Origin of the sequence: Bacteroides sp. AR20 (assembly GCF_964250605.1) — a bacterium.
GTDB classification, from domain to species: domain Bacteria; phylum Bacteroidota; class Bacteroidia; order Bacteroidales; family Bacteroidaceae; genus Bacteroides; species Bacteroides uniformis.
In genome coordinates, this window is record NZ_CAXUGK010000011.1 from 54,003 (window position 1) to 68,155 (window position 14,153).

Here is a 14,153-nt window from a genome sequence, read left to right on the forward strand (position 1 = left end):
CAAATTAGGCATTAATTCAAAGAAAAGCAACATCGGGAAGCATGTTATATAACACACTTCCTCCACCAACAAAGAATATAATGTTCTTCTGCCAATAAACTGCCCGAATTCACAAGTCATCCAACTTCTTGGACGGCTTAAATATTTCTTATAACTTTGCAGGAAAAAGAATCCCCCCCGAAAACCATGAACAAACTACTGTTAACAGCACTGCTCGTTCTATGTCCATATTGGGCAATGGGACAGTCCAACCAAAAAACAACCAGGAAAGCCCCTCTCATCGGCATTTCCTGCTCACATCCGGGCCGAAGCTCATCTACACAGATGACGTATACCGAGTCTGTAATCCAGGCAGGTGGAACACCTATACTGATTTCCATCACTACCGATAGCCTTGTCTTGACAGACATTGCCAACCGGCTGGACGGTATCATTCTGATAGGAGGAGGAGACATCCACCCTTCCTATTTCAATGAATCGCCCATCGAACAGCTGGGAGAGGTGGACTCCCTGCGTGATGTATACGACATGGCACTCATCCGCCTGGCTACCCGGCGTAACATTCCGATGTTTGGCATCTGCCGGGGAGAACAGTTAATCAATGTAGCTTTCGGTGGAACCCTTTATCAGGATATCCCTACCCAGCATCCCGACACCACTGTCTGCCACCAGCAGCAGGAACCGAGCAGTATACCAACTCATACCGTCCACCTCACTCCCGGTTCTGCCATGGCATCCATAACCGGACAGACACAACTTTTCACCAATACTCACCATCACCAGGCGGTCAAGCAAGTTGCCCCGGGATTCAGCGTAACGGGTTGGTCGTCAGACAGTATTCCCGAAGCTATAGAGTCTTCCCACGAATATCCGATATGGGGTGTGCAATTCCATCCCGAAGCTCTGGCTACGGCAGGCGACAGCATCTCTGCCAGATTCTTCTATTTTCTGGTTCAAAAGGCAGCTACCTACCGGCATGCCAAAGAGATTCACCGCCGCATCCTCTCCCTCGACACGCATACAGACACCCCACTTGATTTTGACGTTTCCTATAATATAGGTACGCGCGAAAAAACGCAGGTTTGCCTGCCCAAGATGCGAGAAGGAAAATTGGATGGACAATACCTGGCATGCTGGGTGCGCCAAGGCCCGTGCGATGAAGAGAACAGTCTGAAAGCCATTGACCGAGTGGATGAGTTGATACGCCACATCTACCGACAAGTGGAGATGAACGGGGAGCAATGTGCCATAGCCCGCACGCCCGATGATTTGTCCAGGCTCAAGACCGAAGGAAAGAAAGCTTTTTATATTGGCATCGAAAACGGATACGGCATCGGCAAGGATTTGAAGAATATCACCCGTTTCCATGATGCAGGCGTTACCTACATCACCCTTTGCCACACCCGCAACAATGACATCTGCGACAGTTCTTCGGACACGACTGCCCGTTGGAACGGCTTAAGTCCTTACGGTAGAAAAGTGGTGAAAGAAATGAACCGGCTGGGAATAATGATAGACCTTTCCCATGCAGCCGAAAGCACCTTCTGGGATGTACTGAAATATTCAAAAGCACCGGTCATAGTCTCCCACTCCTCTGCAAGCGCCATCTACAGACACGACCGCAATCTGACCGACGAACAGCTACGCGCCCTTGCCGCACATGGCGGTGTGGCTCAAGCCTGCCTGGTAGACGAGTTCCTGAACCCGGATGCCAAGAAAACCAACCTTACGGACTTCATGAAACACCTGCTGCACATGGTTGAAGTGGCAGGCATAGACCACGTGGGCATTGGCTCGGACTTCGACGGTGGAGGCGGGGTCAAAGGATGCAATGGGGACAATGATTTCATCAATATCACCGTCCGTCTGCTGGAACATGGATTTACAGAAACAGACATCGCCAAGATATGGGGTGGAAATTTCCTCCGGGTGATGAAACAAGTACAAACCAAATAGAAAAGACCGAAAAACATCACAAAAAGGAGAGATTAGAGCTATAATCTCTCCTTTTTGACACATTTACATACCCTCCATTTCTCAACTTTCGCATATCTTTGCCCAAAACATAAACGATTTATTAATTATCTAATACCGAATTCTTAAATGAAAAGGAAAATTATTTGGAGTTTTGCATTGCTGGCCTGCCTTTGCTGCCTGCCATCTGCAAAAACAAAAGCACAAACGAAAAATGCCGCAATCATACCCGGGGAAGTATGGAAAGACACCGACGGCAATCCCATCAACGCCCATGGCGGCGGCCTTCTTTACCACGAAGGGACCTACTATTGGTATGGCGAATACAAAAAAGGGGGAACCATCCTGCCCGAATGGGCTACGTGGGAATGCTACCGCACCGACGTAACCGGTGTCAGCTGCTACTCTTCAAAAGACCTGCTGAACTGGAAGTTCGAGGGTATTGTACTTCCTGCCGTGAAAGATGACGAGAAACACGACCTGCACCCCAGCAAGGTGTTGGAACGTCCCAAAGTGATTTACAACGAAAAGACAAAGAAATTCGTCATGTGGGCGCATGTGGAAAGCGCCGACTACAGTAAGGCATGTGCCGGCGTAGCGGTCAGCGATTCTCCTACCGGGACATTCACCTATGTAGGCAGCTTCCGTCCCAACGGTGCGATGAGCCGCGACCAAACAGTGTTCGTTGATGATAACGGCAAGGCATATCAGTTCTACTCGTCGGAAAACAACGCTACCTTATATATAAGCGAACTAACGGATGACTACCTGAAGCCCACTGGTCGCTATACACGCAATTTCGTGAAGCAAAGCCGCGAAGCACCCGCCGTATTCAAGTATAACGGCAAGTACTATATGCTCTCTTCCGGTTGTACCGGCTGGGATCCCAATGTTGCCGAACTGGCTGTGGCCGACTCCATCATGGGGCAATGGACTACCATCGGCAATCCGTGTACCGGTCCTGATGCAGATAAGACCTTCTATGCACAAAGCACTTACGTGCAGCAAGTATACGGAAAAGGAAATGCCTACATTGCCATGTTCGACCGCTGGAAAAAGAAAAACCTTGAGGACTCACGCTACGTATGGCTCCCGCTTGAATTCGGCAAGGACGGCACAATCACGATACCCTGGCGCGACAGCTGGGACCCGCGTACCCAATGGGAAGAACAAGGCGACTTCTCTGCCGGCAAAGGAACATTCCTATTGAATGGCAAGCCGTTTGTCATCAAAGCCGCAGAGCTGCACTATCCACGTATCCCCAAAGCCTATTGGGACCAACGCATCAAGCTGTGCAAGGCACTGGGCATGAACACCATCTGCCTTTATGTATTCTGGAACTCCCACGAGTCTCAGCCGGGAGTGTTCGACTTCACCGGACAGAATGACCTGGCGGAATTCTGCCGCCTATGCCAGCAGAATGACATGTATGTCATCCTGCGCCCGGGACCGTATGTCTGTGCCGAATGGGAAATGGGCGGACTGCCCTGGTGGTTACTCAAGAAAAAAGATATCCGCCTGCGCGAATCCGACCCCTACTTTATGGAGCGTGTAGGTATCTTCGAAAAAGCCGTTGCCGAGCAGGTAGCTGGTATGACCATACAGAACGGAGGTCCCATCATCATGGTACAAGTAGAGAACGAATACGGCTCCTACGGGGAAGACAAAGGCTACGTATCGCAAATCCGCGACATCGTACGCGCCAACTACCCCGGCGTAGCACTGTTCCAATGCGACTGGGCGTCCAACTTCACCAAGAACGGACTCCACGACCTGGTATGGACCATGAACTTCGGTACAGGAGCCAACATCGACCAACAATTTGCACCGCTGAAGAAACTCCGTCCTGATAGCCCGCTGATGTGCTCCGAATTCTGGAGCGGCTGGTTCGACAAGTGGGGAGCCAACCACGAAACCCGTCCGGCTGCCGACATGATTGCCGGCATTGACGAGATGTTGTCCAAAGGCATCTCCTTCAGCCTCTACATGACCCACGGAGGGACCAACTGGGGACACTGGGCAGGAGCCAACTCACCCGGATTCGCCCCTGACGTAACCTCTTACGACTACGACGCCCCCATCAGCGAATCGGGACAGACCACTCCCAAATACTGGGAATTGCGAAAAGCATTGTCCAAATACATGAACGGCGAGAAGCAGGCTAAAGTTCCCGCTTTAATCAAGCCCATCCGTATTCCGTCTTTCCAATTTACAGAGATGGCTCCTTTGTTCGACAATCTTCCTGCTGCCAAGAAAGACCGCAATATCCGTACCATGGAGGAATATAACCAGGGATTCGGAAGTATTCTCTACCGCACCACACTGCCCGAGATGAAAACCCCGTCCCTGCTCACTGTGAACGATGCGCACGATTATGCCCAAGTTTTCCTGGATGGCAAATACATCGGCAAACTGGACCGCCGCAACGGTGAAAAGCAACTGGAATTCCCCGCCTGCCCCAAAGGTGCACGCCTCGACATTCTGGTAGAAGCCATGGGCCGCATCAACTTTGGACGTGCCATCAAGGACTTCAAGGGTATCACCCAAAGCGTAGAACTTACCGTAGACATCGACGGCCGTCCTTTCACCTGCAACCTGAAGGATTGGGAAGTCTATAATCTCGAAGATACATACGATTTCTATAAGAACATGAAGTTCCAGCCCATCGGCTCACTGAAAGATGAGTTAGGACAACGCATTCCGGGTTGCTATCGTGCCACCTTTAAGGTGAACAAGCCCAGCGACACATTCCTAAACTTCGAGACTTGGGGCAAGGGACTTGTCTACGTCAACGGGCACGCCATGGGACGCATTTGGGAAATCGGCCCGCAACAGACCCTCTACATCCCGGGATGCTGGTTGAAGAAAGGTGAGAATGAAGTGATTGTCTTCGACATCATCGGTCCCAAAGAAGTTAAGTCCGAAGGACTGAGCGAGCCATTACTGGACCAGTTGCTCGTCACCAAACCGCTGACGCACCGCAATGAGGGTGAAAATCTCGACTTGTCCGGTGAGCAGCCCGTCCTCTCCGGCAGCTTCAATCCCGGCAACGGTTGGCAGGAACGCAAATTCGACCAACCCGTCACCGGACGTTATGTCTGCCTGGAAGCCTTGAGTGCACAAGATGGAAAAGACCTGGCTTGCATTGCCGAAATGTATCTGCTGGATGAGAATGGGGAACGTCTGTCACGCGAACCCTGGATTGTCAATTATGCCGACAGCGAAGACGTATCCCACGTCAACTGTTCTGCGGACAAAATCTTCGACCTCCAGGAATCAACCTATTGGAGCACAACAAAAGACACTCCATACCCGCATTCTGTCGTGATTGACTTGGGTAGTACCCGCACCCTGACCGGCATACAATATCTACCCAGAATGGAAAGCGAGGTACCGGGTGGAATCAAAGACTTCAAGGTTTACGTAAAACCCAGGGCTTTCAACTATTAAGCCGGATTTACAACACTAATAGATTCTTTAGACACGGATTACATGAAAAATCATGGATAATAAATGAAGAATATCCATGATTTTTCGCGTAATCCGTGCCTAACTTAAAATCAATCAAACAGATTTTCCGTACAATTCATCGTCTACCACAGCCAGCATTCCCTCCACTTGAGCCAATGCCAGCATACGGCCATGAAAAGAATAACCTGTATTGTACCCTTTATCCTCGTCGCCCAACATCATGCGACCGTGGTCCACACGCATCGGCAATCCCGGATTTTCTTTCTCAAAGATACGAATCAAATCAATGAGGTGTCCCCTTCCCTCCAGATGGGAACTTTCGATAAAGTTTCCACCCGGTATTGCCTTCGTACTGCGCAAATGCACAAAGTGGGTACGCCTGGCAAACTTCCTTGCCAGTTCACGGGTATCATTCTGTTCACCCGCACTCAATGAACCGGCGCAAAAAGTCAGGCCATTATGGGGATTGTCCACTGCACTCAGTATCCAGGCAATATCTGCCTCGTCTGTCACAATGCGCGGCAACCCCAATACCTGAAAAGGAGGGTCATCGGGGTGTACACACATATTCACCCCATATTCCTCGCATACCGGCATGATGGCAGACAAGAAATAACGCATATTCTCGCGCAGAGCCTCCCGGTCTATCCCTTTGTATAGCGCCAGCAAACGCTTGAACAGGGTTACCGGCTCCTTGTCACCTTCCTTGATGTTGCCATTTACGAATCCTTGTGTCTTTACGATAATCGTATCTACCAGCTCTGCCTTTTCAAACTCCGTAATCACCTTATCCAGTTCTGCCACCTTGTCCAGCTCTTCCGGAGAATAATCGGCTTCCGCATTCTCCCGTTCCAATATCATCAGGTCGAAGTAGGCAAAACGGATTCTGTCGAAATAAAGAGAAGATGTCCCGTCTTCCCAGGGATGTTGCAAGTCCGTGCGAATCCAGTCAATCACCGGCATGAAGTTGTAGCATACCGTCCGGATGCCTGCCTTGCCGAGATTGGCAAGGCTTATCTTATAGTTCTCTATCAATCGGTCACGCTCACTCCCCGCATATTTGACAGCCTCGCACACCGGCAGACTTTCTACTACAGACCAGCGCAATCCGAAGGATTCAATATAATCCCTCAAATCTTCAATGGCTTCCAACGTCCATATTTCACCGTTGGGAACTTCATGCAAGGCAGTGACAACGCCTTCCACTCCTATCTGTTGCAACATGGCAAGGGTTATCTTGTCTTTCTTGCCAAACCATCTCCAAGTCTTTTCCATTCTTTATTATTAATTTTCTTGTTTTTCAGGCGTTCAAACGACCCGTTACCTTTTTGCAAAAGTAAGAAAGAATATGAGAACTGTCCATTCTGAATGGATAGATTTGTTTGTTCGCAATGAAAACAATATCTTAGCACTTCATTACATATATTAATTACGCTTATGCAAGACATAACAAACGGACGTTGCGGCTGGTGCGGAACCGACGAGCTGTATATGAAATACCACGATGAAGAGTGGGGAAAAACGGTAACAGACGACAAGACACTATTCGAGTTTCTTGTATTGGAAAGTGCCCAGGCGGGACTGAGCTGGATAACCATCCTCAAAAAGCGGGAAGGCTACCGCAAAGCCTTTTGCAATTTCGATGCCACGCAAGTGGCGCAAATGACCGACGAAGACGTGGAACGGCTGATGCACTTTGACGGCATCGTGAAAAACCGTCTGAAAATCAAGTCGACCATCACCAATGCAAAGCTGTTTCTTGCCATACAGAAAGAATTCGGCAGCTTTTACAACTATACGCTATCCTTCTTCCCCAACCGGAACCCCATTATCAATCATTTTCAGTCATTGAGTGAGATTCCGGTATCATCTCCCGAATCAGATGCCATGAGCAAAGACATGAAAAAACGGGGATTCAAGTTCTTCGGCTCTACCATTTGCTATGCCCATCTGCAAGCTTCGGGGTTTATCAACGACCATCTGACGGATTGCATTTGCCGGAAAGGGTAAGATAAGGCATCCCCTCTTCATCAAACCGGACCGGAATCCAGAGATATCCCGAATACATTAGGCTCTTGGGCCGCCAAATATCGGCCATGAAAAGGTAGCGGTTGCCGGGAAGCTGCAAAATGTAAGTGCTTTGACCGCCGAAAGTCCGCTCACTTCCCTCGCCCTGGCAGGGATTGGGATGCTGTTTCCACGGTCCCCAGATGGAAGGAGCCGAGAACAGACGCGCCGCATTGGGCGCCCAGCCGGTACAACCGGAAGTTATCATCCAGTAAGTGCCGTCTTTCTTGAAGATAGCCGGTGCCTCATTGTGTCCCCCCGGAAAGAGACGGACATATTTTCCGGAATGTCCTTGATAGTCATCTGTCAGTTCGGCTATTTGCAAGGTCAGATTCTCTTCCGAAGAGTAGATATGATAAGCTATCCCATCATCGTCAACATACAATGTCATGTCACGGGACATCTGTCCGCCCTCCAAGTCACGCTTCACGAACAACCCCTTATTTACAGCCTCTCTCCACTCGGGTGTCCACCATTCTTCAAACTGTTCCATATTCCACTGTATGTCCCGTTCTTCCTCCGTCATATTCAGCGGAAATATTCCAGGGCAAACACGACTCGAAGAAACAAAACAATAAGGTCCCGTCGGAGAATCACTGACAGCCACTCCCGCACGGGCAGCCTCATAGCCTTTACCCTTCAGCTCCAAATGAAACCACATGACAAATTTCTTCGTCCTTTTGTTGTAAATCACCTTGGGACGTTCCATAATACAGCCTTTCTCTATTTCATTGCCCGCTTCTTCCGATACAGACAAGGCCACCCCCTCGTATCTCCAGTTACATAAATCGGTAGAAGAGTAGCAAGTTACTCCCACTTCCGTAGAGAATCCCTTTGCCGGACGGTGTTCACCGAACCAATAATATTTACTGTCAAATAACAGTATACCACCACCGTGTGCATTAATATACTCCCCGTTTACATCGTTCCACACTCCGGCCGGAACCATTTCGTCTTTTCCCTTTAAGGTGAAATCATTTTGTGCCTGTAGGCCGGTGATTGACGCTACGATAACCAACCATGCCCCTAAAAACTTGAAATTAAAATTAGTCATACTCTGTCTTGTTTCTATTTATAAAGAAGGGAGCAGGACGCCTTCTCACCGGAAAGTGTATCCTACCCCCTAAATCAAATACCTATTGAAAAATGCCTTTATTTCTCAGCCGGCTGGTCAGCTACCACCGGCCAATAAGGATTCTGGTAAAGAATGGAAGTCGATACATCCGCTCCCGAAGTGGCTGTCAACTGGAATTGCTTGATCATGATAGGATTCAAATAGTGTGCCATTTTCCAAGTACAGCCGTTATAGGCAGACTGGTTGCTGCTTCTCTCGAACGGACGGAGATACTCACTCTTGTCTTTCGATGAGACATTAGCCTTGTCTGTCCCGTCAGCAACCAAAATGGATTTTCCATTATCATCCAGATACCAGTCCTCCATCGGAGTATTCCACAAATGCATACCTTCCAAATGGCTGGGAGCAGTCATCAGTTGGTCCATAGAACGCCAACGGCACAAGTCCATGTAGCGAAGACCTTCAGCCAGGAACTCGCAACGACGTTCACGACGGATATTATACAGAGTCTTGTCAGAGATGACACTTCCACCCGTATAGGCTCCCCAATCATTTTCAGCCTCCTTGCTCATGTCCGTTGCAGCGATAGTCTTGTCAAAATCAGTACTGATGCCGGCACGTTGACGAAGTACAGTCCAATATTCACGAGCCGTAGCATCCAGCGTTCCATTGAGCAGATAACTTGCTTCCATATAATTCAGCAGAGCCTCAGCCGCACGGAAACATACAGCTGCCGTATAACCACCGCCATTGGCATAATACTTACGGTTGAATGAACCACCCTTGCGCAATGCATAGCCGGTAGCATAGCCACGCTCACCGTCACCACTCGTAATGGCCGGATAGGGCTCTTCCATCACAACTTCCGTACCTTCATTATTATCAACTTCAAAAAGGATGTTCTTCTGTCCCGGTTCTTTCAGGAAGATACTGAGACGCGGGTCACGGTTTACACGTACATCAGCAACCGTCTTGTCGCCCATATAATAGCCGTCACCATCCGCATAAGAACCGTGAGCATAAACCGGAGTACCATCCTTCATCAGGAAATTCTGTACGAATCCACGGGTCAGACCGATACGGTAATTACCACGTCCGGCAGCGGCATTGATGTTATGAGTAGAGAGTCCGCGGGCATACTGGCGCCACAACAGTACTTCCTTCACATCCGAAAGGTCTTCTTGTGCAAACATATCAAAGTAAGGATTTGACGGGTCATCAGCTGATTGTTGCAACACACCGGTATTCTCCGTCAAACTCCCTTTGTATTTATCTGCTACAAGTTTGGAAGCCTCTACGGCCTGTTCCAAGAAGTACTTCACTTCATTATCAATGTTTCCGCTCGGATACTGATAATTGTTGTGAAGAGATGCCCCCGGCCAGCCTTCTCCACCAGGTACGAATGCCGTACCCTTGAAATTCTGCAACCAAGTAGCCTCGAACAGTGCCACACGTGACTTAACCAGCATCGCAACATCCTTATTGATACGGGTCGTCGCCATATCGACATCACTCATATAGGCATAAGCCTTGTCAAGATCGGAAATGATGAAACGTGCCACTTCATTACGCGGAAAACGTTTGCTGGCTTCACGGAGAGCTTCCATCTCATCGGCAAGCGGTTGGTTGATAATCGGGAAGTCGCCGAACAACTGGAGCTTCTTAAAGTACTCGTAAGCACGCAGGAAGTACATTTCTCCGATATAGTGCTTGATGGTGGCTACACTCCCGGAAATTGTATTTTGTGAACCGCTCATGTCCTCACCGAATTTGGGAAGTGCTTCAGACAAAAAGAAATTAATACGATAGATGCGTTCGAACTTCCAATTGTCACTTTCGCTATGAGGTACTTTCCAGCGATCCTGGGTATAGCGGTCATTGGCATTCACCTCTATCTGGTTATCGGTTCCTTTGTCTTCACCGAAGATGCCATAAGTCCACTGGCCGAATGACGGAAGGACATTGGGATATTCATCATTCAGATTGGCTTCCAACTGGGCCGCAGTGGAGTAATAGGTTTCGGGAGAAATGCTTGACATCGGCTCTCTGTCCAGAAAATCATCGCAGGAAGTCGTTCCGGCAATCACTGCCATTGCCATGAACGCTTTTACAATATATCTATAATTCGATTTCATAATATTCTTCATTATTTATGGGATTAAAGTGATACGCTAAGTCCAAAAGACCAAGTTCTTGAAAGCGGGTATGCATTACCGGCACTCTTGATAGGTGCAGAAGCATTGCTGTCCGTGTTACCACCGCTGATGGTTTCGGGATCGAACAACTTGCTCAGTTTGGTTCCCGTCCACAGATTCTCGCCCGATACGAAGATGCGGCAGTTGGTGATACCGATTTTGCGAATCATGGAAGCAGGCAATGTGTAGCCAAGCTGGAAGTTCTTCAAACGGATATAAGACGCATCCTGCAGATAGCGGGTTTGGGTTTCCTGGTTCTGGGTACTGTCAAATCTCGGACGCGCATAGTATGAATTGACATTGGCGGCAATCTCATGACCGGCCAGCCCGACGGGTTCATCACGGAAGTAATCTTCGTGTTCCTTCAAACCGGTTGACCACCACATACCCCATTGGCCAACGCCCCAGAAGATATTGGAACCCTGCCAGTAGTCACGCTTCATCACTCCCTGGAAGAAGAGGCGAACATCAAATCCCTTGTAATTGGCATTCAAGTCAAGACCGAAATGATAACGGGGAGTATTGTTGCCTATCACCTTCAAATCACCGTGGTCCTCCAAAGTCTGTGCACCTTTGGTGATGCCCGGTTTTCCATCCTGGTCGGCATACATGATGTCACCGGCAGTCCAAACGCCGGAACCGATGGCACTTTGTCCGCCCACTTTATTCAGATGCGCCTGCATCTCATCATCTGTCTTGGCAATTCCCACGGTTTCAAAGCCCCAGATTTCACCAATCTCGCGGCCTGCGATATAAGTATTGATTGAGTTTGTCGGGTTACCCGGGTATCTGTCTATATAAGTACGTGCATCAGAAACATTGAACTTAATGCCATAGCCCATACCGAAGTTGGTGCGGTCCTGCCATCCGATGGTAAGTTCCCAACCCTTCGTCTTCAAGTCACAGTTATTGGTCTTGGGAGTCGCAATACCCAATGTAGCGGGCAACTCTACAGACGGACCTACCATATTGTCCGTATAACGGATATAAGCATCGAATGACCCGGTCAGACGGTTGTTGAACAGCCCCCAGTCAAGACCGATATTCCAGGTACGCACTTTCTCCCAAGTCAAGGCTGTACTGATAAGGTCGCCTACATAAGCAGTGTTTGGTTTCAGTCCATTCTGCAGCCAGCTTCCGTTTGCCTGCTTCAATGTCATGGCACGATAAGTAGGATACCAGCCGTTTGTATTCATATTCCCCAGTTCACCATAAGAGAAACGGAACTTCAACTGATTGCAAACATCCGCAAAATCTTCCCAGAAGTTTTCCTGGGCAATGTTCCAACCCAAAGAGAAGGAGGGAGACAACTGCCAACGATTGCCACGGCGGAAGCGGGAGGTACCATCATAGCGCAAATTGGCCTCTGCCAGATAACGACCTTTATAATCATAGTTCAAGCGGCCAAAGAAACCCGCTGTGGCCCACTCATTACGATAGCCACCCACCTCGGGCACCTTATCCTTACCGGCGCCGTCAATATTCGAAATCAAGTCCAGTTCCGGAAGGTCTTCCACCTGCAAACCATATCCTTTGGCACTAAAAAACTTCTGGCGCATTTCTTCGGACTGAAAACCACCCATTACCTTAAAATTATGATCATCATTGATAGCAAGAGAATAAGTGGAGTAAATATTCCAGTTCATGTAGCTCTCTTTCTTGTAGTCTTGATAGAGACTTGAGGTTCCTTGCGTATCCACAATATTTCCACTCACATCGTGGTTATAGTAAGGAAGTCCGGTTTCACGTGTATCTATAGAATTGGTACTATAGTTGAACTCAACATTGGTAATCCAATTCTTCACGGGTTCGAATACCAAGCTTGCTTGATGATAAACCTTATCTGTCTGCACATCGCGCTCACCACCCAATGCAAGTGACATCGCCGGCGTATCGGCATTACCATTAAAATAATAGCCGTTTTCATCATAAACCGGAAGATTAGGCCAAGTCTGACGGCCGATTCTCTCATACAAACCGCCACCAAAATTGGTAGGACGGCCAAGGTCTTGACGGACATAACGCAAGCTGTAATTGAACTTCAACCATTTGGTCAGCTCGGCACCAAATTTGGCAGTAGCATTATAGCGCTTCAAGTCATCGGAACCATGACGGAGCAAACCATTCTGATCCAGATAGCCCAATGAAGCATAATAATTGAACTTGTCACCACCACCGCTTACACTGAAATTATGTTCTTGCGAGAAGGAAGAGCCCTTGTAGATTTCGGAAAACCAGTCAGTATTGGCATACGCCGTAGTAAACGGGTCGCCTGCCGGTTTACCCCATACATTGCCATCAGTAGGCAAACCGCCACGATTAGTACCTCCCGCAGCCTGGAAGTCAAGCATCTGCTGCATCACTGTATCAGAGAACTGGGCATTGTCCTGACCGTTGCGTGCAGCCTCATTGAAGTAGTTGGCAAAGGTATAGGAGTCCATCATCTCCGGCAGATTCACCGGACTGTTGAAGCGGAAGCTGTTGTTGTAGTTGATAGTCGGCTTGCCCGATTTGCCTTTCTTGGTAGTCACCAAGATAACACCGAACGGTGCACGCGACCCATAAATAGAGGAAGCGGCAGCATCCTTCAATACAGAAATATTCTCGATGTCCTGCGGATTCACCGTATTGATGTCACCTTCCATACCGTCAATCAAAATCAGCGGACTTCCGCTTGAGCCGTCACCGATGGTACCGTTGCCACGGATATTGATGGACATATTCTTGTCCAGTTCACCGGTATTGGTCGTAATCTGCAAGCCTGGTACCAAGCCCTGCAATGCCTGCGTGGCATTCGCTACCGGACGTGCTTCAATTTCCTTCGCCGTAGCCAGCCCCACAGAACCTGTCAGGTTCACCTTCTTCTGCGTGCCGAAACCTACCACTACCACCTCGTCCAGCATTTCGCTGTCTTCTTTCAGAGTCACAGTAAAGGATGTTTTTCCAGCCACCGGCAGCTCTACCGTCTTATAACCGATAAAGCTGATTGTCAAAGTGGCATCCGAAGGGACTTTCAAAGAGAAATTACCGTCAATGTCGGTAATTGTTCCATTCGTCGCATTCCCTTTCTCCACTACACTGGCGCCAATCACCGGTCCCATCGCATCATTAACCACACCTTTTACATTGATTGTCGAACTCTGTGCGTTCAAGAACTGAACATTCAACAGAAGGGCCATACAAATGGCCAAAGTGACATACACTTTCAGCCCGAGTCCTTCAAAGAATCTCTGTCTTTTCATTGTATAAACTTTAAGATTAAACATTAATTGTTTCACTTTCACTCTTCATTTTAACCGTGAAAACAATGGCAAATGTAGGCGAATGCTGATAGGAAGACCTCCAATAATGCTTCTACGAGGTAGAATTTT

General features: G+C 48.6%; 7 protein-coding genes. 3 read left to right on the forward strand and 4 right to left on the reverse strand.

Features of this window, described 5'->3' with window-relative positions; all coding sequences use genetic code 11:
- Nucleotides 1-186 precede the first annotated feature (186 nt).
- Nucleotides 187-1,956, forward strand: coding sequence for a gamma-glutamyl-gamma-aminobutyrate hydrolase family protein (locus tag ACESTD_RS07850; protein WP_098032138.1), 1,770 nt, complete (start codon nt 187-189; stop codon nt 1,954-1,956).
- 147 nt (nt 1,957-2,103) lie between these two features.
- A complete protein-coding gene (locus ACESTD_RS07855) occupies nt 2,104-5,424 on the forward strand; it encodes a beta-galactosidase (protein WP_373158739.1) in 3,321 nt (1,106 codons plus the stop codon).
- Nucleotides 5,425-5,538: 114 nt separating this feature from the next.
- Here the strand turns inward: ACESTD_RS07855 and uxuA are convergent, their stop codons facing one another.
- On the reverse strand, nt 5,539-6,720 hold the full coding sequence (gene uxuA, locus ACESTD_RS07860) for a mannonate dehydratase (RefSeq protein WP_005833251.1): 1,182 nt from the start codon (nt 6,718-6,720) through the stop codon (nt 5,539-5,541).
- A 162-nt stretch (nt 6,721-6,882) separates the two neighbouring features.
- On the opposite strand from uxuA, the gene ACESTD_RS07865 reads away from it, so the two are divergent.
- Entirely contained in the window at nt 6,883-7,455 is a 573-nt protein-coding gene (locus tag ACESTD_RS07865) for a DNA-3-methyladenine glycosylase I (protein WP_005837491.1), read from the forward strand.
- On the opposite strand, the gene ACESTD_RS07870 is transcribed toward ACESTD_RS07865, so the two are convergent.
- The 3 genes from ACESTD_RS07870 to ACESTD_RS07880 all read right to left on the reverse strand — a co-directional run bounded on the left by ACESTD_RS07870 (nt 7,415) and on the right by ACESTD_RS07880 (nt 14,024).
- Entirely contained in the window at nt 7,415-8,566 is a 1,152-nt protein-coding gene (locus ACESTD_RS07870; RefSeq protein ID WP_061411572.1) for a glycoside hydrolase family 43 protein, read from the reverse strand. The genes ACESTD_RS07865 and ACESTD_RS07870 overlap by 41 nt on opposite strands.
- A 98-nt stretch (nt 8,567-8,664) precedes the next feature.
- Complete coding sequence (locus tag ACESTD_RS07875) at nt 8,665-10,722, reverse strand: RagB/SusD family nutrient uptake outer membrane protein (protein ID WP_005833256.1); 2,058 nt, start codon at nt 10,720-10,722, stop codon at nt 8,665-8,667.
- A 23-nt stretch (nt 10,723-10,745) separates the two neighbouring features.
- Nucleotides 10,746-14,024 carry a TonB-dependent receptor gene (locus ACESTD_RS07880; RefSeq protein WP_005833257.1) on the reverse strand — a complete coding sequence of 1,093 codons (3,279 nt, stop codon included), beginning with the start codon at nt 14,022-14,024 and terminating at the stop codon, nt 10,746-10,748.
- Nucleotides 14,025-14,153: the final 129 nt, after the last annotated feature.

Coding starts and splice junctions, on each gene's coding strand:
- ACESTD_RS07850 (WP_098032138.1), top strand. CDS start 187: ATGAACAAACTACTGTTAACAGCACTGCTCGTTCTATGTCCATATTGG.
- ACESTD_RS07855 (WP_373158739.1), top strand. CDS start 2,104: ATGAAAAGGAAAATTATTTGGAGTTTTGCATTGCTGGCCTGCCTTTGC.
- uxuA (WP_005833251.1), bottom strand. CDS start 6,720: ATGGAAAAGACTTGGAGATGGTTTGGCAAGAAAGACAAGATAACCCTT.
- ACESTD_RS07865 (WP_005837491.1), top strand. CDS start 6,883: ATGCAAGACATAACAAACGGACGTTGCGGCTGGTGCGGAACCGACGAG.
- ACESTD_RS07870 (WP_061411572.1), bottom strand. CDS start 8,566: ATGACTAATTTTAATTTCAAGTTTTTAGGGGCATGGTTGGTTATCGTA.
- ACESTD_RS07875 (WP_005833256.1), bottom strand. CDS start 10,722: ATGAAATCGAATTATAGATATATTGTAAAAGCGTTCATGGCAATGGCA.
- ACESTD_RS07880 (WP_005833257.1), bottom strand. CDS start 14,024: ATGAAAAGACAGAGATTCTTTGAAGGACTCGGGCTGAAAGTGTATGTC.